The organism is Salinibacillus aidingensis (genome assembly GCF_055393355.1).
The window spans coordinates 2,236,088-2,262,665 of record NZ_AP043759.1 but is presented as its reverse complement, the minus strand read 5'-3'; the positions used below and the strand labels follow the sequence as shown (position 1 = coordinate 2,262,665).

The following is a 26,578-nucleotide window of genomic DNA, read 5'->3' as shown; positions in this document are numbered from 1 at the left end:
AATGGATTTCTTTATGATGATAGTACAATATGGAAGTACTGGAGGTGTACAGATTATGGCAAAAGATACGATTACACAGCTTCCCCTCCTGCCTTTGCGCGGTTTAATTGTTTATCCTTCAATGGTGCTGCATTTAGATGTTGGCCGTGATAAATCAGTTAAGGCACTGGAGCAGTCAATGGTGGAAGATAACAGAATATTTTTGGCTTCACAAAAAGAAGTGAATATCGATGAGCCTGGGAAAGACGATATTTACCAAATCGGTACCATCGCTAATGTAAAACAAATGCTGAAGCTTCCCAATGGTACGATTCGGGTACTGGTGGAAGGACTGGAACGGGCTGAATTACTTCAGTTTAAAGATGAGGAAGAGGACTATTTTCTCGTGGATGTGGAGGAAATAGAGGAAACGCACGAGGACAAAGTAGAAGAAGAGGCATTAATGCGAACCCTTCTGGAATACTTTGAGCAATACATAAAAGCGTCAAAAAAGACAAGCAAGGAGGCGCTTTCCAGTGTCTCGGATATTGATGAGCCTGGCCGTCTGGCGGACATTGTAGCCTCCCATCTTTCATTAAAAATGAAAGATAAACAAAACATACTGGAAATGATCAATGTTAAAGAACGTCTTGATCATCTCATTGAATTAATTCATAACGAAAAAGAAGTCCTGAACCTCGAAAAGAAAATCGGTCAGCGTGTCAAAAAGTCGATGGAGCGTACACAAAAGGAATACTATTTAAGGGAACAGATGAAGGCTATCCAGAAAGAATTAGGTGATAAGGATGGCAAAACAGGTGAGGTCGCTCAATTACGTGAAAAAATTGAGGAAGCCAACATGCCTGAGCGAATTGAAAAGGTTGCGAATAAAGAACTTGACCGATATGAAAGGGTACCGAATAATTCAGCAGAGAGCTCTGTGATTCGCAATTATATTGAATGGCTAATCGCTCTTCCGTGGACCGAGGAAACAGAGGATATTTTAGACATCATAAGAGCTGAACGAACTCTGAATGAAGATCACTATGGTTTAGACAAGGTGAAGGAACGTATTTTGGAATACTTAGCCGTACAGCAATTAACGGAAAGTATCAAAGGCCCTATTTTATGTTTAGTGGGACCGCCTGGAGTAGGGAAAACCTCTCTCGCCCAGTCCATAGCTAAATCCATTGACCGGAAATTCGTGCGTGCTTCACTTGGTGGTGTTCGTGATGAAGCAGAAATAAGAGGGCATCGCAGAACGTATGTGGGCGCAATGCCTGGTCGGATCATTCAGGGAATGAAGAAAGCGGGAACCATCAACCCGGTATTTTTACTTGATGAAATTGATAAAATGTCCAATGATTTCCGAGGAGATCCATCTTCAGCTATGTTAGAGGTACTGGATCCTGAACAAAACAGCACATTCAGTGACCACTTTATAGAAGAAACCTATGATTTATCCAATGTAATGTTTATTGCTACAGCCAATACGCTGCAGACGGTACCAGGACCACTGCTGGATCGAATGGAAGTCATTTCGATTGCAGGGTATACAGAGATTGAAAAACTTCATATTGCCAAAGAGCATCTGTTACCGAAGCAAATTAAGGAGCATGGGTTAACAAAAGGTAAAATTCAAGTGCGGGATGAAGCCCTGCTCAAAATCATTCGTATGTATACAAGAGAAGCAGGTGTAAGAAACCTTGAACGCACACTGGCTTCGATTTGCCGTAAAGGTGCAAAAATGATTGTCTCAGATGAGAAAAAGCGTGTCATTGTAACAGAAAAAATGCTTGAGGAAATGCTGGGTAAGCCACGTTTTCGTTATGGTCAGGCAGAAGAGGAAGATCAAATTGGTGCAGCCACCGGACTTGCATATACCACTGCAGGTGGGGATACGCTATCCATCGAAGTGTCGATTTATCCAGGCAAAGGAAAGCTTACCCTAACAGGTAAATTGGGAGATGTCATGAAAGAATCTGCTCAGGCAGCATTCAGTTATATCCGTTCACGTGCGGAGGAATTAAATATTGACCCTGAGTTTCATGATAAAAATGATATCCATATTCACGTACCAGAAGGAGCAACACCTAAGGATGGACCGTCAGCAGGAATTACCATGGCTACGGCACTCGTATCCGCATTAACTGGACGTCCAGTACGTAAAGAGGTAGGTATGACAGGAGAGATTACCTTAAGAGGACGGGTGTTACCAATAGGCGGCTTGAAAGAAAAATCCTTAAGTGCCCACCGCGCCGGGCTGAAGACGATCCTTATTCCAGCAGAAAATGAAAAAGATCTGGAAAATGTGCCTGATAGTGTACGGAAGGATTTGAACTTTATTAAAGTCGATCATCTGGATCAAGTGTTGGAGCATGCACTAATGGAGGAGCCGGAAAATGAAAGTAAATAGTGTAGAACTTGTGATTAGTGCGGTTAAGGAGCAGCAATATCCTAATGATCCATTCCCGGAGATTGCTCTTGCAGGTCGTTCTAATGTGGGGAAATCGTCATTTATTAACCGGATGATTCAAAGGAAAAGTATGGCCAGAACCTCTGCAAAACCAGGGAAGACCCAGACCTTAAATTTCTATTTTATTAATGAAAATTTTTATTTTGTTGATGTGCCTGGATACGGCTATGCAAAGGTTTCTAAAAAGGAAAGAGAGAAATGGGGCACGATGATGGAAACCTATTTCTCCAGTCGTGAGGAATTAAAGCTTACGGTGCTCATCGTTGATTTAAGGCATAAGCCGACCGAAGATGATTTTCTCATGTATGATTTTCTTAAATACTATGACATCCCTGTGCTTATCATTGCCACGAAAATGGACAAGGTACCGAAGTCCAAGCGACAAAAGCAATTAAAGGTTATTTCTGAAACGCTGGATATTGAACCTGAAGATCGAATCGTTCCATTTTCAGCTGAAAGTGGAGAAGGGAAAGAGGAAGCATGGAAGGCCATACGTTCGTACATGAATGTATAAAGGGTTGTCCGGGACCAATCCATTCGCTTTAGAAATAAAAGGGGGGACTGCGTATACAAGCAGTCCCCCCTTTTATGACAAACTATTTACTGAAAAACAAAAGATATAGCCCAAACCCAATTAAAAGTAGTGGCAGCAGTGTAATTCCGTCTAATGAGAAGGATGGCAGGCTTTGAAACCAGGCAGGCTGCCATTGCAGGAGAATAAACAGCCCGGAAATAATCAATAATAAGATGCCAAGCTTGCGTCCACCCTGATTCTTGAAGAAAAAAGCCAGACCAATAATCAATAAATAAATACTCCAGTGTTGAAACCAGAATTCATACGTTAATAAACCATGATAATGTATACCAAAACCGAGAATCAGAACACCCGGGAAGATATGATCTTTTTTTCGGCCAATGAATGCTTCGGCCAAAAAGGATGCCCCTAAAATCATCAATATGGTCGGCCAGCTGCGGAAAGAGGACAGCATAGGTACAGAGTGACTCTGTAATAAAAAGTAGAGTCCCATCCCAATTAAAAATGTACTGATAAAAAGATTTTGCTTTTTCAAACGTTATCTCTCCCTTTCATGCTGAAAACAGTACTTTTCTTTACTTAAAAGTTTGAAATATGGTAAGGTACAAAAGGTAGTAAAATTTGACTAATAAATCTATGTAACACGAAGTCGCTGTTCTTTCCCGGCAATTGAGTATACCATTTTTGAAGGTTATTTGTATCGTATCATATATTTCAAAATATGTTCATTTTTACTTAAAAATTTTATGGGATGTTTCGTGTTATACTAATAAATAGTAGGCATTTTTAAATGTGACTGGATGATGGAGGGTGAGTTCCATGCACACACTAGTCATTAGTGTAAATTATAAAACAGCACCTGTTGAAATACGTGAGAAAATGACATTTTCTGAGGAGAAACTCCCTAAGGCTATGACGATGCTTAAGGATGAAAAAAGCATATTGGAGAATGTTATTATTTCTACTTGTAATCGAACGGAAATTTATGCAGTTGTGGATCAGCTCCATACTGGACGTTATTATATAAAACGCTTTTTAGCAGAATGGTTTTCACTGGAGCTGGATGAAGTTGCTTCCTATATTGAAATCAGGGAGGCAGATGAAGCCATTGATCATCTCTTCCGGCTGACTTGTGGGCTTGAATCCATGGTCCTTGGTGAAACGCAGATTCTGGGACAAGTGAAACAATCCTTTTTAACTGCACAGAAATACGGGACAACAGGTACCATCTTTAATCAACTATTTAAACAGGCAGTAACTGTGGCTAAGCGTTCCCATAAAGAAACAGAAATCGGCGAAAATGCTGTTTCTGTCAGTTATGCTGCTGTTGAACTGGCAAAGAAGATTTTTGGTGATCTGCAGAAGAAAAAAGTTGCTATTCTCGGTGCAGGCAGAATGGGAGAATTAGCCGTAAAAAATCTTCGGGGTTCCGGCGTTGATTCTATAGCGGTTGTGAATCGTACGAAAGAAAAAGCAGAGGATTTGGCAAGAACGGTTAAAGGTGAGTCCTATACTTTAGATGAATTAGATCAAGTCATTCAATCTGCTGATATTCTAATCAGTTCCACAGGTGCAGATGGATATGTTCTTACTCATCAAAACATGCAGGGAATGCTGAAAAATCGGAAGGCAGGACCGCTGTTTCTCATGGATATAGCTGTACCTCGTGATATTGATCCTGCTTTACATGATTTAGAGGACGTATTCCTTTATGACATCGATGATTTACAGGGAATTGTCGATGCCAACCTTGAAGCTAGAAAAGAGACTGCCGCAGAGATTGAAGCTATGATTGCCGGTGAAATGGATGAGTATGAGGAGTGGCTGCAGACGCTCGGAGTCGTTCCTGTTATCTCAGCCTTGAGACAAAAGGCCTTATCGATTCAATCCGAGACGATGAAATCGATTGAACGAAAAATGCCGGATTTAACTGACAGAGAACGAAAAGTGCTGAATAAACATACAAAGAGCATTATTAACCAATTGCTCAAACAGCCAATTTCTCAGGCGAAAGAACTTGCAGGTGAAGAAGATCGTGAAGAGTCCCTGGATTTATTTGTGAAAATTTTCGGGATAGAAGATGAAGTGGAAAAGGAAATAGAAGAGAAAAGTGCGAAGTTAAACCAACATTTATCAAAGGACCAAAAGACGAAATTTTCTTTTCCTGCAATAGGAAGGAGATCGTCGGATCACTCATAATATGAGAGGACTTGAGAGATATGGTTCAGTTTGATGTAAAATGGATGTATGAACTGATAACAGGAATTTATGCCTTAAGCATTATTGGCTATTTTTTTGATTTTATACAGCATAACCGGAGGGTCAATCGTGTGGCCTTCTGGTTGCTCACTACGGTTTGGGTATTACAAACCTTTTTTTTGTTTAGTAGGGCTTTATCAAATAACCGGTTCCCGATTTTATCGATTTATGATGGTCTTTATTTTTATACATGGATTTTGATTACGTTTTCTTTAATCATAAATCGTTTGTTTCGTGTCGATTTTTTTGTCCTTTTTACCAATGTATTGGGTTTCTTTTTCATGATGATGTATATTTTTTCAAAATCCCAGAATCAGTATGCAGCGGAACCGATTGATCTGGTAAGTGAAATGCTTATTACTCATATTACCCTGGCTATGATTTCTTATGGATTTTTTGCTTTGTCATTTATTTTTTCATGTATGTATCTTTTGCAGTATCGATTGTTAAAAAGAAAAAAATGGACCTTACGCCTGAAACGATTAGGGAATCTTGACCAACTGGAAAGACTCTCATTTTATTCTATTTTATTTGGTGTTCCTACTTTGTTAATTGCTATAATCCTGGGTATAATCTGGGGGTACTCATCCAGTGAACTTTTTCTTTGGCAGGATACAAAAACTGTAGGGTCTTTTATTGTTTTAATGGTATATGCCGTTATTTTATTTTTTAGAACAGTAAGAGGATTAAAGGGACGAAAGCTTGCAAATTTTAACGTTTATGCATTCCTGTTTTTGCTTGTGAACTACTTTTTATTTAGTACACTATCGGACTTTCACTTTTAGTATTGGAGGCTTAATGAATGAGGAATATTGTTATTGGCTCAAGAAAGAGTAACCTGGCTTTAACTCAGACGGAATGGGTGGTTGAACAATTAAAGCAACTGAATCTTCCTTACACATTTGAAGTCAAAAAAATTATGACAAAAGGAGATAAAATTCTTGATGTCACTCTTTCAAAAGTAGGGGGAAAAGGGTTATTTGTAAAAGAAATTGAGAAAGAAATGTATGATGGAGACATCGATTTGGCCGTACATAGCATGAAAGATATGCCTTCTGAAATGCCAGGTGGTTTGGTTATTGCTTCTGTTCCTGAAAGAGAGGATCATCGTGATGCATTCATTTCAGAGGACGGAAAAACGGGCTTAAAAGATTTGGCAGATGGCGCGATAGTCGGGACCAGAAGTTTAAGAAGAGCCGCTCAGATAAAGGCTGTCCGTCCGGATGTAAAGATCAAGTCAGTCCGGGGAAATATTGAAACAAGATTACGTAAGCTGAAAGAGGAAGACTATAACGCTATTGTACTGGCTGCCGCCGGGTTGAAGCGAATGGGATGGTCGGGAGAGATTGTTACAGAGTACCTGGAGCCGGATGTCTGTGTGCCTGCGGTAGGACAAGGGGCATTGGCCATTGAATGCAGAGAAGATGATACGGAGCTTAGAGAGTTACTGGAAAAAATTAATGATGAGAAGACAGCATTTACTGTCAAAGCAGAGCGCACTTTTTTAAACCGTATGGAGGGAAGCTGTTCGGTTCCAATTGCTGGATATGCTTATCTTGAAGGTGGAGAAGTCGTACTAAGTGCCTTAATTGCTAAATCAGATGGATCAACCGTTCTTCACGAAATGGTGAGAGGAAAAGATCCAGTATCAGTAGGGAATGAAGCTGCTGAACGCATGTTTGCTAAAGGAGGAAAAGAGCTGATTGATGAAGCAAAGGAAGAGCTTGATCAATGATGGCTGATCCATTAGAGGGAATGAATATATTAGTAACAAGGGAGCGGAGTAAGGCAGGTTTTTTATCACAATTGATCAGGGAATCAGGCGGGACTCCGATTGAAGTTCCTTTGTTAACTTTTGAATGGTCCCATGCTGATAACCATGATCAAATCTTCCGTCATTTAGGGCAATTTGACTGGATTTTTTTCACCAGTGGGAATGGGGTGCGATTCTTTATGAAAAGCCTTCATCAATATCCGGAGGCTTTTGATAACTTAAAGAAAGCATCCATTGGTTCAGTGGGGAAAAAAACAAGTGAATCATTAGAGCGGTATCAACTATCCGCTGACTTTGAACCTGGTCACTATACAGCTGAAGCAATGGCGGAAGAATTCCTGAAAGATTATCATCCGGAAAAGGTTCTCCTGGTAAGAGGAAATCGGTCCAGAGATGTTCTTCCTGAATTTTTTACTCAAAATGACATTCCTTTTGAATCCATCACGGTTTATACGACCAAAGTTAAAGCAGATGAGCAGAAGAATTTAAAAGTTCATTTAAAGGAGACGCGACTGGACGCGATTACATTTACAAGTCCATCAACCATCGGTGCTTTTTTCTCCCTTGGAGGAGAGGCAATCAGAAAAGATCATCTTGAAGACAGTATTTGTGTATGTATAGGTTCTACTACGGAAGCAGAAGCGAAAAACAGAGGCTTCAGAAACATTATCACACCAGAAGAGTATACAGCAGCTAATATGATTAAAAAGCTGAATACGTATGTTGAGAAAGGAAGGAAGACTCATGAATGATTTAGAGTTTAAGCGTCACCGCAGACTCCGCGTCAACGAAAGTATGCGCAGCCTGGTAAGAGAAACCCGTTTACATAAAGAAGATTTGATTTATCCTTTATTTGTAGTTGAAGAAGAAAACGTAAAAAAAGAAATTCCTTCTATGCCCGGTATCTATCAATTGTCTCTTGATCATTTAGTTGAAGAGATGAAAGAGGTAGAAGCCCTGGGAATTAAATCTGTTCTCTTGTTTGGTGTTCCTAATGAAAAGGACGAACAGGGGACAGGCGCTTTTCATAATCACGGTATTGTTCAGGAAGCGATACGTGTGATTAAAAAAGAAACCCCATCGATTATGGTTATTGCAGATACCTGCCTGTGTGAATATACCTCACATGGACATTGCGGAGTATTAGAAAATGGCTATGTTCAAAATGACCCATCTTTAGGTCTTTTAGTTGATACCGCTGTAAGTCAGGCGAAAGCAGGTGCTGATATCATCGCCCCATCCAATATGATGGATGGCTTTGTTACTGCAATTCGAAAAGGTTTGGATGAAGCAGGCTATGAAAACATTCCGATTATGTCCTATGCTGTTAAATATGCGTCTGCATTCTATGGTCCATTCCGTGATGCCGCTCAGAGTGCACCTCAGGAAGGGGATCGCAAGGCTTATCAGATGGATCCGGCCAATCGTCTTGAGGCGTTCCGTGAAGCCGATTCCGATGTGGAAGAAGGAGCTGACTTTCTCATTGTAAAACCGGCTCTATCTTACCTGGATATTGTAAGAGATATTCGGAATCGTCACGATGTACCAGTCGTCGCCTATAACGTTAGCGGAGAATACTCTCTTGTTAAAGGAGCTGCCCAGCATGGATGGGTAGATGAAAAAGCAATCGTCATGGAAAAACTCCTCTCCATGAAACGCGCAGGTGCAGACCTGATTATGACCTACTTCGCTAAAGATGTAGCCAAATGGCTGAGTGAATAGAAAATAATAGAAAGGATGATTAACATGCGTGAGAACGAGAAATCGGTTCAGGCTTATAAAGAAGCTGTTGAGTTAATGCCAGGCGGAGTGAATTCTCCTGTACGGGCGTTTAAATCAGTGGATATGAATCCGGTTTATATGGAAAAAGGGAACGGGTCAAAGATTTATGACATCGATGGCAATGAGTACATTGATTATGTCCTGAGCTGGGGACCATTAATCCTGGGACATGCCCATGAGAAAGTGGTTGAGTCCTTAAAAAGTGTGGTCGAAAACGGAACAAGTCTAGGCTCTCCAACTGAGATTGAGAACAAACTGGCCCAATTGATTATTGACCGGGTACCTTCCATTGAAATGGTTCGAATGGTGAATTCAGGTACCGAAGCAACGATGAGTGCGTTACGCCTTGCCCGGGGATATACAGGACGTAACAAAATCCTGAAATTTGAAGGGAACTATCATGGACATGGCGATTCCTTATTGATCAAAGCTGGTTCTGGTGTAGCTACACTTGGTCTGCCGGATAGCCCGGGAGTACCGGAATCTATCGCTAAAAATACAATTACGGTCCCTTACAATGATGTTGAGAGTGTCGAATATGTATTTGAACAGTACGGAGATGATTTAGCTGCCGTCATAGTGGAACCTGTATCCGGTAATATGGGTGTCGTACCTCCACGGAACAACTTTTTACAGAAGCTTCGTGATATAACGGAACAAAATGATACTTTGTTAATTTTTGATGAAGTGATGACAGGTTTCCGTGTGGGTTATCATTCCGCTCAGGGGCACTTTGGGGTTACACCCGATTTAACTTGTTTAGGAAAGGTGATTGGCGGTGGTCTCCCTGTAGGTGCGTATGGTGGTAAACGGGAAATCATAGAGCAAATTGCGCCTTCTGGACCGATTTATCAGGCAGGTACATTATCAGGAAACCCTCTTGCAATGACAGCAGGCTATGAAACCTTAAAACAGATGACTGAAAGTGCCTACGAAGAGTTAAACCAAAAAGTAGATCGCTTAGCTGAAGGAATCGAACAGCTGGCCAATGAATTTAACATCCCGCATACGATTAACCGTGCAGGTGCAATGATGGGCTTATTCTTTACAAATGAAGACGTTGTAAATTTTGAAACAGCCAAATCAGCGGACCTTGATTTGTTTGCCAAATATTATCGTTCGATGGCAGAAGAAGGAGTTTTCCTGGCTCCATCTCAATTTGAAGGAATTTTCCTATCAACGGCTCATACAGATGAAGATATCGATAAAACTCTGGAAGCATTCAGAAAGACATTTGAAAAAATTTCTAAATAACTGAATAACAGCAAGCACATGAATTTCGTTGTGCTTGCTGTTTTTTTGTGGGCCTAACCGGTCGCCTTCGCTTTTCTCTGTCCAGCTACGGCTCCCAGGCCCAAGCGGTCATAAGCAGAATTTCCTCCGTGACCAAAAAGCGGCCACTCCGAATATTCTGCTTATGCCGTCGGGCCTAACCGGTCGCCTTCGCTTTTCTATTGTCCAGCTACGGGGCCTAGACCCTCGCTGATGTAGGCAATCCCCACTGCGCGGCTGGAGCCGCTCCATGGGGCTTGCTTACACAGTCGGGTCTGGACGAGGCCCCTTCGCTTTTCTGGTTATAATTCTTTTCTTTTTTTCATATATTTTAGGGATAGATTTGATTGGAACTTTTTTGGGAAGGAGGAGTTTTTTTGAATCAGGATGATGAAAATGTACTTCGGTTTGAATTAAATGAGCAGCTATGGTTTCAAAAGGGACAGGAATTGCAAGAGTTAATCGGAATTTCCCTTGAACCGAATATTTCAATTCAGGATTCTGGTGAGTATGTATCGGTCAGGGGGGTTATAGAACTAACCGGTGAATACATGCCTTCAGTAGACAGTAAAGAGGACAAACAAGAAGATATATTAAATTTTCAGGATCGTACATCCCAAAACATTATCAATGACGTTCGTTCCTTTGAAGATGGCTTAAATGAATTTTATTATAATATTCCGGTTGAAATTACCATTCCGAAACATCGAATCACGGATTTAGATGACGTTATGGTTGAGATTGATTATTTTGACTATGAAATTCCTGATCCATCACAAATTAAACTTCAGTCCAATGTCTCGATTTCAGGCATTGCCGAGGAGGAGGAGGTTTTAACACAGGAACCTCAGGAAAATCGAAATGAAACGGAGGAGTCAACAACGGATAAGAACAGCTGGGAAGAAATGAATGAGCCGTTTTCGTTTGATGTGAAATTTGATGAAGAAGAGGAAGAGTCTGAAGCTTCAAGCTATCAGTCCGAGTCGTCTGTTGTAATAAATGAAGAAGACGAAGAAGACGAAGAAGACGAAGAAGACCGTCCGGAAACAGAATCCTATTCTTCCTACGAGGAACCAGTTACAGAACAGCCTCAGCCGGAAGAGGAGGAAGAAACCGAATCCGGAGAAGAGGAGAAAGGCCGGGATTTATGGTTTAAGAAAAAAACACAATCCTTTGATGAGTTCTTTGGTCAAAACCAACAGGAGGAACAAAACACAGAGCAGGAGGAAAGCTCCTACGAGGATAGTCCATATGAAGAAGCTCATAATGAAAGCCCTCAGGTGGAATATAATGTGGATGCACAGGCTGAGTCTTCAAACGAAGAAAGTCGTGAAGATGCTGGTTATTTAGTAAATATGTTTAGTCACAAAGAGGAAGATTCTTATACAAAACTTCGCATGTGTATTGTACAGGAAGTGGATACGATTGAATCCATTGCAGAACGGTATGAGACATCAACCGCCCAATTAATCCGTTATAACCGTCTTGAGGAACAGGAATTAAATGCAGGCGACATTCTTTATATTCCTGTCAGAAAAAAACAGATTGATCCATCCACAACATAAGTTAAGGATGAGCGACATTGGCTAAAATCAGTCGAATTTTACATCCATATGGGATGTATCCTTATCAGGGTGAAAAGATAACAAAAAAGGTTATCAAGGTTTTTACAGGAAGCAGGTATATTGCCGTCAAACAGTCCAGGGAAAAACATCTGACTCAAAGGTTCGGTTTTGTATATCATGAAGCAAAGGAGAAAAATTTAACCTCCATCGCTCCCCTCTATTTAACAGAGAAGGGCAGGCCGTACATAGAGGGGAGGCACCATTTTTATTATGTAGTTCCCTGGTTTAAAGAGAAAGAGGGGAGTTCATTAACATCATCCCTTCATCCTTTTTTAGGGGAATTAGCCCATATTCATAGAAAAACGTCCGTCACAAAACCAATTGAAATTCAGCAATTAAATGAGTGGTCCCAAAATCAAAAGGAAAAAATTAAGAAAAACTTTTATCAGTTTGAAAATTGGATTGATTTGTTCGAGGCCCAGCATTTTATGTCTCCCACTGCTTTATTAATCTGTCATTCCTATCGTATGGTCAGACAAATGTCTCACCTTCTGGAATACTGGTATGATGAGTGGCGGGCTCATATGGAAGAGGAAAAAGAGATGAAATATTGCTTATGTCATGGGAATTTATCACCTTCCCATTTTGTTTTGACTTCAAACGGTGTGATGTTCATAAATTGGGAACAAGCCTTTTATGGTCATCCTTCCAGAGACCTTTCCATGTTTTTTTCAACGATTTGTCAGGAGCATGATACACCACTGAGTCTTATCAAAGAAGGCTTACCTGTTTATTTTAAAGATGCAGGCTATACGAAAAGCGATATGGCTTTGTTAGCGATACATCTGCTGAATGTAAAAGATTTTCTGCTTGACGTTCAGCAATATGTGAAAGCCCCAAATCATCTTACAGAAGTAGAATGGATTCAAGTTTTCCAGCGCTATCAGTTTTATTTTGAACATGTCCTGGACATTCAGGAGTTTATCAAAAATGATCTGATGCTTACGGATGATTAAAATCTGACTTAAATCCATTCTAAATAAAAGGCAAAGAACAACCCGACAAATACACCGGTTAATAACACATCGAGCGTTGTTGGAATGATAAGCGTTCGTACAATTTGATAAATCATAAGCGGTAATGTACATTTTTCAATTGTAAAAATAATGTGTCTCAGCCACGGTGGAAGCTTGTAACGATAAAACCTTGCCATATGGATCCTCCTTCACTTTTTTACCGTTTGTTCGTATAATATGAATAGATATTGGAAAAAGTGTTAAAAGACATTTGACTTTTTACGTTTTGAATGGCTAAAATATATACTATAAAATGAATACTCGAAATGCTTGGATAGGGAGGAGTACAAGGATAAGACCTTCAGAGAGGAAAGCGATAGGCTGAGACGCTTTCCAGGATCCTTACCTTGGAATGTCGCCCTGGATGCAGCTTCTTTGAATCATGAGTAGAAGAAGCCGGTTGAACCGTTATTCTGATGAAGTGTACAGTCAGACAATGATGCTCTGCTGTAAATAAAGGTGGTACCGCGAAAGTAACCCTTTTCGTCCTTTTGACAGGATGAAAAGGGTTTTTTATTATCCTTTAAGAAAGTATAAGCTTGCCCTCTTAAAGGAAAAGAAAAAGCATCGATTTTCTCTATTGCCGGGGAAATTCGGGCTTTCCAAACTGACGGATGCCCTTTTATGTTCATGATGATAAAAAGTAAGGAGGAAGTGAAATGGAGAAGAAAGAGGTTTCAATGCCGCCAAAGTACGATCCGAATGAGGTGGAGAAAGGCCGGTATGATTACTGGGTAAATGGGAAGTTCTTTGAAGCAAAGGATGATGAGAGCAAAAATCCATTTACTGTGGTTATCCCGCCGCCAAACGTTACAGGTAAGCTCCACCTGGGTCATGCCTGGGACACAACTTTACAGGATATTATTACACGTTATAAGCGTATGCAGGGCTACGATGTTTTATGGCTGCCGGGAATGGACCACGCCGGAATTGCCACACAGGCAAAGGTTGAAGCAAAATTAAAGGAAGAAGGAAAAAACCGGTACGATCTTGGTCGGGAAAAGTTTATTGACCAGGTATGGGACTGGAAGGAAGAATATGCCTCCTTTATTCGAAAGCAATGGGAAAAGCTTGGTTTAGGACTGGATTATTCCCGGGAGCGTTTTACCCTTGATGAGGGTCTTTCCAATGCTGTTCGGGAAGTATTTGTTTCCTTATATGAAAAAGGGCTGATATACCGCGGACAATATATCATTAACTGGGACCCAGATACTCAGACAGCCCTTTCTGATATCGAGGTTATCTACAAGGAGGTTCAGGGTGCCTTCTATCATATGAAATATCCGTTAAAGGATGGTTCAGGCCACATTGAAATTGCTACCACTCGACCTGAGACGATGCTGGGCGATACGGCAGTAGCTGTCCATCCGGAAGATGAAAGATATAAGCATTTAATTGGGAAAAAGGTTATTTTACCAATTACTGAGCGGGAAATCGAAATTGTTGCAGATGACTATGTAGATATGGAATTCGGCTCTGGTGCGGTTAAAATCACCCCTGCACATGATCCAAATGATTTTGAAATCGGCAACCGTCATGATTTAGAGCGAATTCTCGTAATGAACGAAGATGGTACCATGAATGAAAACGCCATGAAATATCAGGGGATGGACCGCTTCGAATGCCGGAAACAGCTGGTAAAAGATCTTCAGGAAGAAGGGGTATTGTTTAACATTGAAGAACATACACATTCAGTTGGGCATTCCGAGCGAAGCGGAGCGGTTGTTGAGCCTTATTTATCCACTCAATGGTTTGTTCATATGGAGCCGCTGGCCAAAGGTGCGATTGATTTACAGGAGACTGATGACAAAGTCAATTTTGTTCCTGGCCGCTTTGAGAAAACTTATTTAAATTGGATGGAAAATATTCGAGATTGGTGTATTTCACGCCAGCTTTGGTGGGGGCACCGCATTCCTGCATGGTATCATAAAAAAACAGGAGAAGTTTATGTTGGAAAGGAAGCACCCGAGGATGCAGAAAACTGGGAGCAGGATGAAGATGTTCTCGATACATGGTTCTCTTCAGCTTTATGGCCATTTTCAACCTTAGGCTGGCCGGATGAAAACAATAAAGACCTGAACCGTTATTTTCCGACGGATGCACTTGTAACAGGATATGACATTATTTTCTTCTGGGTATCCCGTATGATTTTCCAATCCAAGCAATTCATGAACCGCAGACCATTTAAAGATGTCCTCATTCATGGACTCGTACGTGATGCGGAAGGAAGGAAAATGAGTAAGTCCTTGGGTAATGGTGTGGATCCAATGGATGTTGTAGAAAAATATGGTGCGGACTCTCTGCGTTATTTCTTAGCAACCGGCTCTTCACCCGGACAGGATTTACGCTTCCATTGGGAAAAAATTGAGGCTACCTGGAATTTTGCGAACAAAATCTGGAATGCTTCCCGTTTTGTGCTGATGAATCTGGATGATATGCAGTATGAAGATGTTGATTTAACCGGAGAAAAATCGGTTGCAGATCAATGGATTCTTACCCGTCTGAATGAAACCATTGAGCAGGTAACCCGGCATATTGATAAATATGATTTTGGGGAAGCGGGTCGTCATTTGTATAACTTTATCTGGGATGAATTTTGTGACTGGTATATTGAAATGGCCAAGCTACCTTTATATGGAGAGGATGAACAGGCAAAGCATACTACAAAATCGGTTTTAGTTTATGTTCTTGATCAGACGATGCGTATGCTTCATCCATTCATGCCATTTATTACCGAGGAAATATGGCAGCATTTACCACATGAAGGGGAATCCATCACAGTTGCAGATTGGCCATCTGTAAAACCTGAATTTACAAATCAACAGGCATCCTCAGAAATGAAGCTGCTTGTGGATATTATTCGTTCCATTCGAAATATCAGAGCTGAAGTAAATACTCCAATGTCCAAAGAAATCCAAATGCTCATTAAAGCAAGTGATGAAAACATTATGGATGGGCTGAAAAAGAACCGTCATTATCTTGAACGTTTTTGTAACCCGAGTGACCTGACGATTGATACAGACGTTGATGTGCCGGAAAAAGCCATGAGTGCAGTTGTAACAGGGGCTGAGGTTTATCTTCCTTTAGAAGGTTTAATTAATATTGAAGAAGAAATCGATCGGCTGAAGAAGGAATGGGAAAAGTGGAATTCTGAAGTTGAACGGGTTGAAAAGAAACTGGCGAATGACAAATTTGTTCAAAACGCACCAGCGGATATTGTGGACCAGGAAAGAGAAAAGGGCAGAGATTATAAAGAAAAACGAGAAAAGGTTGAACAAAGACTAAAGGACTTGCAATCCTGATTATTCTTCAGTGGGAGCCGATTATTGGGGCTCCCGCTTTCTATTTATTTTTTTTGCAGTTACTGAATCCACATAAAGTGAGGGAATGACCATGGAGTATAATGAGGCAATTGAATGGATCCGTGAACGTACAAAGTTTGGAATCAGACCTGGTCTTGAACGAATGGAGTGGCTGATGGAGAAATTGGGTCATCCTGAACAGCACATCAATAGTATTCATATCGCTGGAACGAACGGTAAAGGATCGACGCTGTCATTTTTGCGAAATTTATTTGAAGCACATCATTTTTCAGTAGGAACCTTCACCTCACCCTATCTGATAAAATTTAATGAACGTATAAGTGTAAACGGAATCCCGATAACCGATAAGGAAATGGTTAAGCTCGTTGAGAAAATAAAGCCACTTTGTGAAGACCTGGAAAAGACGCAATGGGGTCCTCCCACCGAATTTGAAGTGATTACGGCAATGGCATTTAGTTATTTTTCAGACCAATCCCTCGACTTCGTAATATGGGAAACGGGCTTGGGAGGAAGACTGGATTCGACCAATATTGTGCAACCAATTGCTACGGTTATAACGAATATAGGACTTGATCATACGCATATCCTTGGTGATACCTATAAACAAATCGCCGCTGAAAAAGCAGGGATTATAAAAAGGAATGTCCCCCTGATATCTTCTGTTGATCAAACAGAAGCACTTAAGGTTATTAAAGAAAAGGCTGAAAGTATGAATGCACCAATAAGTCAGCTTGGAGAGGCATTCACCTATATAGGAAATGATCATGTACATAAGGAAGGAGAAGTGTTCACCTTTCAGTCAGAACAACACAGCTTTCCTGAGCTAATGATTCAGATGAAAGGTCATCATCAGGTTCAAAATGCAGTCCTTGCTTTACAGACGTTTTTAAACGTATGTTCCAGGAATTCCATTAAACCGGATATTGCCTTAATTAGAGAGGGTTTAAAGAGAACAAAATGGCCAGGAAGATTTGAAGTTCTGGTCAGTAAACCTCCTGTTATTATTGATGGGGCACACAATAGGGAAGGGGTGGTTTCACTCATCCAGACGCTTCAGCGGTTTTATCCCAACCATAAGAAAAATCTGATCTTTTCCATGATGAAGGATAAATCCCTGGATGCTGTCATGCCTTTATTGGATAAAAGTTTTGAGAAAATCGTGTTTACATCCTTTTCTTTTGATCGTGCTTCAGAAGCAGACCATTTATATCATCTGAGTCAGCACCCCAAAAAGGAATATAGAGCAGATTGGAAGGAAGCGATCAGACAGGAAATCGGCCGTATTGATCCGGCTCATGAATTGATCATTATCTCAGGCTCTTTATATTTTATTTCAAAAGTTAGACAACATTTTGAACATTTTTCAAAAAATATGATAAAATAATTTTAATATTTGAAAACATTGAATTCAGGATTTTTGATTATTTAAAGGATCGAATTCGGGGTTTTGTTAGCAAGGTTTTGTAAAAAAGGGTCTGGGAGATGCTGTATATGACAAAACAGAAAAAATTATTGATTTGGATTCTTTGGCTCCTTATCTGGCCATCTCTGATTTTCTACATTTATCAAGTAACTGCCCCCATAATGAACCTGGATGGCAGATGGTTTGATATTGTTTCATTTGGCATTCTAATGTGTATCGTATCCCTTTTTCCCATCATTGTTGGAGGCACTCCCATATTCTTCATTCATGGAATAAGCTTTGCGGTTTTCTTACACTTTGGTTTATTTGCAGAAATTGTATTAACACAAATAGCCGTATGTGTCCTGCTCACTAAGCTTAGACCTGGTAAGGATCAATTATTTCGTATACCTGCCAACTTAACTCTGTTTCTATTAACCTCTATTATTGGGGCGGCCATATATTATTTATTAGGCGGAACTCATCAAAAAATAGTGGATTTTACTTTTGAGCAGCAGTTTCCTATCATTGGATATATTTTAGCGATTATTTTTGCGAATCAGGTATTATTGCACCTGCTCAAAATGTATATGACATCACAGCGGGAAAGGTTTTTTTCCAAGTCCTTATTTTGGGACATGCTGACTTCCGGATTAACGATACCTGTTGGATATGTACTGTATTTGCTGTATATCGAACTGGGAGCTGGAGCCATCTATTTTGTTGGAATTCCCTTTGTCACGTTTTCTGTCATTATTCAGAACTATTTCTCTTCCCAAAGAATGAATAATTATATGAGAAGAACGAGTCAAATTGGGCATAAGTTAACGGGGAAACTGAATGTAAAAGAGGTCTTGGATATATTTGTAGAGGAAGTAAGTAAGCTGTTGTATGTTGATTATGCTTACATTTATGATGTATTGAACTCAAATGAAAGTTTAACTCTCATTCGGGTAATGGGGGATACCCCGCAAGGACACCATACTTCATTCCATTTGAAAAAGTTTCAGGGAATCAGTGGAACCGTTTATGGTGGAGGAGAAGGTTTATATTATAAAAATCGGGCCAAGTGGGATATGATTCTTCCTGATCCTTCTTTGCCACATGACGCTGAAAGTATCATTTCCGTCCCTATCTGGAGAAATGAGAAAGTTGTAGGAGTCATTACAGTTGCTTCAAAGCGGAAAAGAGCTTATGAAAAATATCAGTATATGTTAGTAGAAATATTGGCCAATTATCTTGCTGTAGCCATTGAAAATGCCCGTCATTATGAAACGACAAAACAGAAGAGTGAACGGTGTCCATTAACAAAGCTTTATAATTACCGATATTTTGAGGAATATATTCAGCAGCTGTTTGAGGATATGGAAGCGAAAGGTCTGCATGAGGACCAATCTTTAATCCTGCTGGACCTGGATCATTTCAAACAGGTAAATGATACATACGGTCATGAAAGTGGAAATGAGGTTCTCCGGGAACTTGCTGCACGCTTGGAAAATACCTTTCCGAATGAAATTGTTGCCAGATACGGCGGAGAAGAATTTGTCATTCTTTTGAGAGGAAAGGGTAAGGATGAAGCACTCTTTCATGCTGAAAATATCCGGCGCGTGATCAGTGAGGAACCTTTTGAACTTAAGCAGCATATTTCAGACATTGGAAAGCCTATCAAGATTGAAGTTACAGCGAGTATTGGAGTTGCAACATTTCCAAATGATTGTGATGATCCACGTGAATTGATCCGTCATGCTGATCGTGCCATGTATGTCGGAGCGAAAAATAATGGACGAAACAGAGTGGCTACCTATGAGAAAGTCATTCAAATGTAACACCTGGTGCAGATACCAGGTGTTTTTTTGTCCATAAAAATAAGGTCTGTTCTTCAGAGTATTAGTAAGATGAATGAGGGAGGTGGGTGAACATCTCGTAAGGCCCTGGTAAGTTTCGCTAACAATCCGCGGGGGGATAAGGAACCCCCCACGAATTGAAGTCTCACTTTATGTAGATTTTTCAGGAAAATCTTTGATGAAATTCTAATCGGATTAGACAATCACCGACAACGTTTTTTTCATAGACGTGGTAAGGTAATAGATGCATAAAAAGATAACTCATCAGAGAAGAACTTTGATGAGTTTTGTATGCTGTATAATTTTGCTAGTCAAGGTGGGGAAAAAATGGACAAGAAACAGAACCATATTTCAATAAGAATTAATGGAAAAGAAAAAGAAGACCAAGATCAAGAGCATTTATCCTCCGTTGACGAGAACGTAAAAGAAGAAATGGCTGCCGCTTTAGATAAAACAAGTGAAACAGACTCCTTTAATGAAGGTCAAAAAACGGCCTATGACTTTGAACCGCCAAAAATAGAAGTTTTAAAAAGAAATTACAAAGGAAAGAAATCCGTTTTCTCAATGATTCCGAGCGTGAAACGGCTCTTAATTGCCGGCGCATCAGCGATTGTTGTAGGATCGCTTTTAGGATTTATTATGTTACGAGTTCTTTCAGGCGTTGGAGTTGATGAAAACGAGGAGGCTGGCGGTACACAAAATACAGATAATCCTTCAGCCGAAGAAACATCAGCTGCTGCTAATGATGCTGAAACTTCACAGGGGACAGTCGTCCAATTTAATGGCTATGAACCACAGGTTGTTCAGGTCGGCGTTTATTCAACACAGGCTAAAGCTGAGGAAAGACAGACAATATTTAAGGAATCAGGTGTACATCCATACATTTGGCAAAGAGAAGATCAGTATTATTTATTTGCAGGCGTAGCTATGACAGATGATGATATTAAAAACGTGGAGGCAAGCATGGACAGCCTTGGATTTGATCCGGAGAAGGATACGTACGTAAAGGCCTGGAACGTAGCCGGCGGTGAACATGAGACTGCTGAAGCGGAGGGTGCCTGGGTAAAAGAAGGAATGGGTTACTGGGAAGAAGCTCTTCCGCTTTTTTCACAACCTGATAGTAATCTCTCAGAATTAAAAACTAAAATGGAACAATGGTATCAAAAGAAGCCTGAGTCCATATCCAAAGAGGCTGAAGCATTATCCGTTTCCATTCAGTCACTGCTGAACCTTTCACAAGATGAAAAATGGCAGCAACAGCATCAGCTGATTCGCATCCTTCACGATTATGAGAAGTATTTGAATAAATAAGAAATGGCTGAATCAAATCCCTGATTCAGCCATTTCTCAATTTAACGTTCGACAAAATTCGGGTCGTGACAGACACCGCTAAAAACTCCCCGAAATTAAAAAACTCTTCTATATCTCAATAAATAAATGAATTTTTGAATCCGGTTTGATCGTTTTATTTATATCTAATCAGCTGATATGGGATTTTACCTTTTTGTAATGCTGAGCAAAATTGATTAAACTATATTTATCATCAAGTTCATTCGTTTTCCGGAGGTTTTAATTATGTCATTTCAACTTGTCTTAGCATCATCTTCACCAAGACGGCAGGAATTACTTAAACAGGTGAATATTCCTTTTATAATCCGAAAGCCGGAAGTCGATGAGTCTTCCATTCATTCCGTTTTGCCAGAGGAAAAAGTAAAGCAGCTCGCTCGCCTAAAAGGCAGAGAAACTGTACTAAAGGATGAGAAGGAAGTGATTTTATCAGCTGATACAGTTGTATCCTGTAATAAGCAGATTTTTGAAAAACCAAACGATACAGATGAAGCACACCATATGCTGTCCTTATTAAGCGGGAAACGTCACGAGGTGTGGACAGGCTTTATGATTCGGACGGGTAAGCATGAAGAGGTTTTTACCCAAAAGACGGAGGTCGAGTTCTGGCCACTTTCAAAAGAAGAGATTGAGTCCTATTTATCTACAGGGGAACCCTTCGATAAGGCTGGTGCCTATGGAATTCAGGGACCTGGATCCATACTTGTAAAAAGAATTATCGGTGATTATTACAATGTCGTTGGCCTTCCTATTTCGCTTGTTGTTAAAGAACTGAGAAAATACGATATTCTCCCTGTATTTCAATAATTTATTATTTATATAAAAATGTGAGAGGAGTTTGTTTATTGTCTAATGAAATGGTTTTTGTCAAGGATGTCCCTAAAAATGACCGGCCAAGAGAACGGCTCATGCAATTAGGGTCTGATCATCTATCAAATCAGGACTTACTGGCCATTATATTGGGTACAGGTACAAAAAATGAATCTGTGATGTCTCTATCCCATCGGTTACTTATACACTTTGAAGGCCTCCCGTTACTCAAAGACGCAACTGTAGAAGAATTGACAGCTATCAAAGGAATTGGAAAAGCAAAGGCAGTTGTGCTGATGGCTGCTCTTGAAATCGGTAAAAGGGTATATTCCTATAAGCCATCTGAACGATATGCTATCAGAAGTCCTGAAGATGGAGCAGATTTTGTCATGGAAGAACTTAGACATCTGAATCAGGAGCATTTCCTTGTTTTGTTTTTAAACACGAAAAATCAGGTAGTTCATCAGCAAACCGTTTTTATAGGGAGTTTAAACGCCTCCATAGTTCATCCCCGGGAAATCTATCGGGAAGCAGTTAAACGCTCCGCTGCATCTATTATCTGTGCCCACAATCACCCCTCGGGAGACCCCAGCCCTTCACAGGAAGATATTCATGTGACAAAAAGACTTTCAGAGTGTGGAAAAATGATCGGAATTGAGCTGTTGGATCATTTAGTTATAGGTGATCGAAAATATGTTTCTATGAAGGAAAAAGGCTACTTATAACACTATCTATTTTCTGGTTTTTTTCGTATAATTGAATAATAAAGAAAAAAGGGCGCCATTTGTACAAGTTAATTCTTGGATGGCGCTTATTAAGTGTATTTTTTGTAATACACTATACATAAGAGGTTATGTTTTATCCTAGACCATTACAGAGAGGAAGATTCAGGTGGCACGATTTGGGTTTGCACAGGACCTTGGGATTGATTTGGGTACAGCAAATACATTAGTATTCGTTAAGGGAAAGGGAATTGTATTACGTGAACCTTCCGTAGTGGCTAAAAATGTAACAACCGGGGAGACTGAGGCAGTAGGAAACAGTGCCAAGACGATGATTGGAAGGACGCCGGGCAATATTTCCGTAATAAGACCTATGAAAGATGGTGTCATAGCTGATTATGAAACAACAGCCATGATGATGAAATATTATATGGGAAAAACCCTTCGCAGGCGCTCCCCTTTTGCAAGAAAGCCAAATGTGATGGTATGTGTGCCATCAGGTATAACGATGGTTGAAGAAAGGGCCGTTATTGATGCGACAAGACAGGCGGGTGCAAAGGAAGCCTATCCAATAGCGGAACCTTTTGCTGCTGCTATAGGTGCGGGTTTACCTGTATGGGAACCTACTGGTAGTATGATAGTAGATATTGGTGGAGGTACGACGGAAGTAGCCATTATTTCCTTAGGTGGCATTGTCACAAGTGAGTCTATTCGTATTGCTGGGGATGAAATGGATGATGCGATTATTCAGTACATTAAAAAGAAGTATAAGTTATTAATTGGTGAGCATTCAGCAGAAGTTATAAAAATGGAACTGGGAACAGCTATGCGAGTGGATGAGGCTGTTGAAATAGAAATACGAGGACGCGATTTGGTTACTGGCCTGCCGCAGACCATAAAAATCTCAAATACTGAAATTGAAGAAGCTTTAAGGGATACGGTAGATTCCATTGTTGAGGTCGTAAAGAGTACATTGGAAAAAACACCACCGGAATTATCAGCTGATATTATGGAAAAAGGTGTTGTTCTGGCTGGTGGTGGTGCATTGTTATCTAACCTGGATAAAAGAATCAGTGAGGAAACGGAAATGCCTGTTTTTGTGGCAGAAGATCCGCTTGATTGTGTAGCCATCGGAACAGGTAAATCATTGGATTTTCTTCATCACTTTCGTAAAATTTCAAACAGGAAACGTTAATATTTAGAATTTATTGAAGTAGGTGTCATAGATGTGGTCCTTTTTAAGGAAAAGAGCCTTAATTATTATACTTATCAGCATTATTCTTTTAGTTTCACTAATTGGATTTTCAATCAGAGACAGAGACGATGTCAGTTTACCTGAGGAGCTGTTAAAGGATACAATTGGAGCGGTACAATCCATTTTTCAGGTTCCCATCGACTTTGTTGGTGGAATCTTTGAAGATGTGAGTGAATTAACCAATACTTTCGAGGAAAATCAGGTCCTGAAGTCACGTTTATCAGAGTATAAGGATTTGCTTTATGATGTTAAGGCTTTGGAAAAGGAAAATAAAGAATTACGCGCGTTACTGGAGAAAAAAGATTCAGATATACTTGAAAGCTATAATCTAATCGATGCAACAGTGAATGCTAGAAGCCCTGAACCAATGTGGATGCAGCAGTTGTCTATTAATAAAGGGAAACAGCACGGGGTTCGTGCAAATATGGCTGTTATAACAGCAAATGGAATGATTGGTAAGGTGAAAACCGCCTATCAATTTACTTCTGATGTTCAACTGCTTAGTGGGTTTGATCGGAATAATCGGATTTCTGCACTCGTCCAGAGTAATGGTGAAAAGGAGAATCAGCAGGATGTATTCGGCCTTATAGAGGGTTATGATGAGGAAAAGGAAGCTCTTATTCTGACCATTCAATCAACCGATAAGGAAATTAGTAAGGGGCAGTTAGTGGTAAGCTCTGGTATGGGCGGAGTGTTTCCCAGGGGATTAATTATTGGTGAAATTGAATCGGTTGAAATGGATTCCTATGGCCTTACGAAGGTTGCCTATGTCAAGTCTGCAGCTGATTTGTATGATATCAATCATGTAATGGTTGTGGACAGGAATATGAACTCACCGGAATCGGATCAATCTGAGGAGGAGGAATCATGAAGCATTTATTTCTTCCTCTTATATTATTAATATTGTTGGTGTTGGAAAGTACGGCAACCAGTTTGATTCCAGTACAGTGGTTATTAGCTGATATTCAGCCGATTCCCCACTGGATTCTGATATTCAGTATCATAATAACCATCTTTTTTGATCAGGATCATACCATTTATGGTTTAGTATATGCTGTTATTTTCGGGTTTCTAATTGATTTCACATATACCGATATTTTAGGTGTGTATATGTTCACTTATGGTTTGACGCTGTTTATCATTCTGGGACTGAAAAAGCTCCTGCACCCAAACTTTATTGTCACGCTTCTATTAACGGTTGTGGGGATTTGTTTTGCTGATCATCTCATTTACGTAATGTATTTTATGATTGGCTATGCAGATATGACATGGATGTCTTACCTGAATGATCGATTAATTCCAACACTCCTGACCAATATGTTATTTTTATTAATTACTTATCCAATATTTCGCCAAAGATTGGAAAAATGGGCTGATGAACAATTTTCAACATAGTTAAGAGGATTTTAAGCAGTGCCTATCGAAAAAGTAGTATTGAGGTGAACCTCTGTGAAAAACAAAAAACAAGCAGTTACAATAAAGGGAACAAAGGATGGACTAACGTTTACCATTGATGAGACAAGTTCAATGGAGCACATTCTTCAGGAATTAAAATCTAAGCTTTCCTCAAAGGTAATCGATCAGGATCAGCCGGTGATTAAAGTTAATATAGATGCAGGAAACCGATATTTAACGAGTGAAATGAAGGAACAGATGCAGGAAATTGTCAGGAGTAAGCCCAACCTTGTTATTAACGAAATCTATTCCAATGTTATAACCAAAGAGGAAGCAAAAGACTGGTATAAAGATTTAGAAATCTCTGCGATTACTAAAATTGTACGAGCAGGCCAGCAGTTACATGTACATGGAGATTTGTTGTTGATTGGTGATGTAAATCCCGGAGGCACGGTGTCAGCCACAGGAAACGTCTACATACTTGGAAAGTTGAACGGGATTGCCCATGCAGGTATTGAAGGTGATCCTAAAGCAATTATTGCAGCTGCGTATATGAATCCTACCCAGTTGAGAATATCCGGCTTTTTAAGTCGATCACCCGACTTTGAAACAGAAGGTCTTTATATGGAATGCGCTTATGTTAATCAGGATACAGATAAAATTTTAATTGATAGATTGCAGTCATTATCTACCATTCGACCTGATTTAGGTTCAATAGAGAGGAGAATGATCAATGGGTGAGGCAATTGTAATAACGTCTGGTAAAGGCGGTGTAGGAAAAACGACAACAACGGCAAATGTTGGTACAAGTCTTGCCTTATTAGGAAAAAAAGTATGTCTGCTTGATACCGATATTGGTCTGCGAAATCTTGATGTAGTCATGGGCTTGGAAAATAGAATTGTTTATGATGTGGTCGACGTTGTTCAGGAGCGCTGTCGTGTAAAACAGGCACTAGTAAGAGATAAAAGGTTTGATTGCCTTCATCTCCTTCCGGCATCACAAACGAGTGACAAATCGGCAGTAACACCTGAGGGTATTCAGAGAATCGTAGCTGAGCTTAAGCAGGACTACGATTATATACTTATTGACTGTCCAGCCGGTATCGAACAGGGATATAAAAATGCAATTGCCGGGGCTGACAAAGCTGTTGTTGTAACCACTCCGGAAAAATCCAGTGTGCGTGATGCGGATCGTATCATCGGATTATTGGAAAAAGAAGAGGGAATTGGATCTCCTCATCTTATCATTAATCGTATACGTACCCATATGGTCAAATCAGGTGATATGCTGGATATAAGCGATATAGTAGAGATACTGGCCGTAGATTTGCTGGGTATTGTGGCTGATGATGATGAGGTGATTAAATCGTCTCATCATGGAGAGCCAGTAGCGTTTCAACCAGATACAAAAGCATCTATTTCCTATCGTAATATAGCACGAAGAATTCTTGGTGAATCAGTACCCTTGATGTCCTTAGAGGATGATAAAGGCATCATGGCAAAAGTGAAGAAATTTTTCGGAGTGAAATCGTAATTGAGGATTGGCCCTGCCAGTCCTCTTTTTTCTTCATAAAATGAAAGCGCTTTATATAAAATATTAGGTTATCGAAAAGGAATATGATGTAATTTCAAATCATAGAATAGTTTTATAACAGTATAACGAGTTGTAATATTATCACCTCTAATTATTGGTAGAACAAATGTTGAGGGTGGGGGATCAACAGCTCGTAAATGGCTTGATAAGTTTCGCTGCCCATCAGGG

The 26,578-nt window shown here is 40.1% G+C and carries 23 protein-coding genes and 1 other annotated feature; of the genes, 21 read left to right on the top strand and 2 right to left on the bottom strand.

Annotated features, from left to right (window positions below; translation table 11 throughout):
* Nucleotides 1-55 precede the first annotated feature (55 nt).
* Both lon and yihA read left to right on the top strand, forming a co-directional pair.
* A complete protein-coding gene (gene lon, locus ACZ5OK_RS12160; RefSeq protein ID WP_343837770.1) occupies nucleotides 56-2,395 on the top strand; it encodes an endopeptidase La in 2,340 nt (779 codons plus the stop codon).
* Entirely contained in the window at nucleotides 2,382-2,969 is a 588-nt protein-coding gene (gene yihA / locus ACZ5OK_RS12155; protein WP_343837360.1) for a ribosome biogenesis GTP-binding protein YihA/YsxC, read from the top strand. Before lon ends, yihA begins: the two co-directional genes overlap by 14 nt.
* Before the next feature lie 82 nt (nucleotides 2,970-3,051).
* On the opposite strand, the gene ACZ5OK_RS12150 is transcribed toward yihA, so the two are convergent.
* On the bottom strand, nucleotides 3,052-3,525 hold the full coding sequence (locus ACZ5OK_RS12150; RefSeq protein ID WP_343837357.1) for a LiaI-LiaF-like domain-containing protein: 474 nt from the start codon (nucleotides 3,523-3,525) through the stop codon (nucleotides 3,052-3,054).
* Nucleotides 3,526-3,809: 284 nt separating this feature from the next.
* On the opposite strand from ACZ5OK_RS12150, the gene hemA reads away from it, so the two are divergent.
* The 8 genes from hemA (at nucleotide 3,810) to ACZ5OK_RS12110 (ending at nucleotide 12,658) form a co-directional block, all read left to right on the top strand.
* Nucleotides 3,810-5,189 carry a glutamyl-tRNA reductase gene (hemA, locus tag ACZ5OK_RS12145; protein WP_343837354.1) on the top strand — a complete coding sequence of 460 codons (1,380 nt, stop codon included), beginning with the start codon at nucleotides 3,810-3,812 and terminating at the stop codon, nucleotides 5,187-5,189.
* A 20-nt stretch (nucleotides 5,190-5,209) separates the two neighbouring features.
* Nucleotides 5,210-6,034, top strand: coding sequence for a cytochrome C assembly family protein (locus ACZ5OK_RS12140; protein WP_343837769.1), 825 nt, complete (start codon nucleotides 5,210-5,212; stop codon nucleotides 6,032-6,034).
* Nucleotides 6,035-6,051: 17 nt separating this feature from the next.
* Nucleotides 6,052-6,984, top strand: coding sequence for a hydroxymethylbilane synthase (gene hemC, locus ACZ5OK_RS12135; protein ID WP_343837352.1), 933 nt, complete (start codon nucleotides 6,052-6,054; stop codon nucleotides 6,982-6,984).
* Nucleotides 6,981-7,775, top strand: coding sequence for a uroporphyrinogen-III synthase (locus tag ACZ5OK_RS12130; protein WP_464758194.1), 795 nt, complete (start codon nucleotides 6,981-6,983; stop codon nucleotides 7,773-7,775). The genes hemC and ACZ5OK_RS12130 overlap by 4 nt, the downstream gene beginning before the upstream one ends.
* On the top strand, nucleotides 7,768-8,745 hold the full coding sequence (gene hemB, locus ACZ5OK_RS12125) for a porphobilinogen synthase (RefSeq protein WP_343837347.1): 978 nt from the start codon (nucleotides 7,768-7,770) through the stop codon (nucleotides 8,743-8,745). The genes ACZ5OK_RS12130 and hemB overlap by 8 nt, the downstream gene beginning before the upstream one ends.
* A 24-nt stretch (nucleotides 8,746-8,769) precedes the next feature.
* Complete coding sequence (gene hemL, locus ACZ5OK_RS12120; RefSeq protein WP_343837345.1) at nucleotides 8,770-10,059, top strand: glutamate-1-semialdehyde 2,1-aminomutase; 1,290 nt, start codon at nucleotides 8,770-8,772, stop codon at nucleotides 10,057-10,059.
* Nucleotides 10,060-10,454: 395 nt separating this feature from the next.
* Nucleotides 10,455-11,642: a stage VI sporulation protein D gene (spoVID, locus tag ACZ5OK_RS12115; protein WP_343837342.1), complete on the top strand. Its 1,188-nt coding sequence runs from the start codon at nucleotides 10,455-10,457 to the stop codon at nucleotides 11,640-11,642.
* A gap of 17 nt (nucleotides 11,643-11,659) precedes the next feature.
* Nucleotides 11,660-12,658, top strand: coding sequence for a phosphotransferase (locus ACZ5OK_RS12110; RefSeq protein ID WP_343837340.1), 999 nt, complete (start codon nucleotides 11,660-11,662; stop codon nucleotides 12,656-12,658).
* A gap of 8 nt (nucleotides 12,659-12,666) precedes the next feature.
* Here the strand turns inward: ACZ5OK_RS12110 and ACZ5OK_RS12105 are convergent, their stop codons facing one another.
* Nucleotides 12,667-12,855 (bottom strand): hypothetical protein, encoded by a 189-nt coding sequence (locus ACZ5OK_RS12105; RefSeq protein ID WP_044158395.1) that lies wholly within the window; start codon nucleotides 12,853-12,855, stop codon nucleotides 12,667-12,669.
* Nucleotides 12,856-12,980: 125 nt separating this feature from the next.
* Nucleotides 12,981-13,212, top strand: a binding site (T-box leader).
* 165 nt (nucleotides 13,213-13,377) lie between these two features.
* On the opposite strand from ACZ5OK_RS12105, the gene ACZ5OK_RS12100 reads away from it, so the two are divergent.
* From ACZ5OK_RS12100 to minD, 11 genes are all read left to right on the top strand, one after another.
* Entirely contained in the window at nucleotides 13,378-16,020 is a 2,643-nt protein-coding gene (locus ACZ5OK_RS12100) for a valine--tRNA ligase (RefSeq protein WP_343837336.1), read from the top strand.
* A gap of 91 nt (nucleotides 16,021-16,111) precedes the next feature.
* On the top strand, nucleotides 16,112-17,425 hold the full coding sequence (locus tag ACZ5OK_RS12095; protein WP_343837334.1) for a bifunctional folylpolyglutamate synthase/dihydrofolate synthase: 1,314 nt from the start codon (nucleotides 16,112-16,114) through the stop codon (nucleotides 17,423-17,425).
* Nucleotides 17,426-17,532: 107 nt separating this feature from the next.
* Nucleotides 17,533-19,269: a sensor domain-containing diguanylate cyclase gene (locus ACZ5OK_RS12090; protein ID WP_343837332.1), complete on the top strand. Its 1,737-nt coding sequence runs from the start codon at nucleotides 17,533-17,535 to the stop codon at nucleotides 19,267-19,269.
* Nucleotides 19,270-19,614: 345 nt separating this feature from the next.
* Nucleotides 19,615-20,598, top strand: coding sequence for a hypothetical protein (locus ACZ5OK_RS12085; RefSeq protein ID WP_343837330.1), 984 nt, complete (start codon nucleotides 19,615-19,617; stop codon nucleotides 20,596-20,598).
* Nucleotides 20,599-20,862: 264 nt separating this feature from the next.
* On the top strand, nucleotides 20,863-21,441 hold the full coding sequence (locus ACZ5OK_RS12080) for a Maf family protein (protein ID WP_343837328.1): 579 nt from the start codon (nucleotides 20,863-20,865) through the stop codon (nucleotides 21,439-21,441).
* 50 nt (nucleotides 21,442-21,491) lie between these two features.
* Nucleotides 21,492-22,169: a RadC family protein gene (gene radC / locus ACZ5OK_RS12075; protein ID WP_343837767.1), complete on the top strand. Its 678-nt coding sequence runs from the start codon at nucleotides 21,492-21,494 to the stop codon at nucleotides 22,167-22,169.
* Nucleotides 22,170-22,335: 166 nt separating this feature from the next.
* On the top strand, nucleotides 22,336-23,361 hold the full coding sequence (locus ACZ5OK_RS12070; RefSeq protein ID WP_343837325.1) for a rod shape-determining protein: 1,026 nt from the start codon (nucleotides 22,336-22,338) through the stop codon (nucleotides 23,359-23,361).
* Between the two features lie 31 nt (nucleotides 23,362-23,392).
* Nucleotides 23,393-24,292, top strand: coding sequence for a rod shape-determining protein MreC (mreC, locus tag ACZ5OK_RS12065; protein WP_343837323.1), 900 nt, complete (start codon nucleotides 23,393-23,395; stop codon nucleotides 24,290-24,292).
* Nucleotides 24,289-24,816, top strand: coding sequence for a rod shape-determining protein MreD (gene mreD / locus ACZ5OK_RS12060; protein ID WP_343837322.1), 528 nt, complete (start codon nucleotides 24,289-24,291; stop codon nucleotides 24,814-24,816). Before mreC ends, mreD begins: the two co-directional genes overlap by 4 nt.
* A 54-nt stretch (nucleotides 24,817-24,870) precedes the next feature.
* On the top strand, nucleotides 24,871-25,557 hold the full coding sequence (gene minC / locus ACZ5OK_RS12055; protein ID WP_343837320.1) for a septum site-determining protein MinC: 687 nt from the start codon (nucleotides 24,871-24,873) through the stop codon (nucleotides 25,555-25,557).
* On the top strand, nucleotides 25,550-26,350 hold the full coding sequence (gene minD, locus ACZ5OK_RS12050; protein ID WP_343837317.1) for a septum site-determining protein MinD: 801 nt from the start codon (nucleotides 25,550-25,552) through the stop codon (nucleotides 26,348-26,350). The genes minC and minD overlap by 8 nt, the downstream gene beginning before the upstream one ends.
* Nucleotides 26,351-26,578 lie beyond the last annotated feature (228 nt).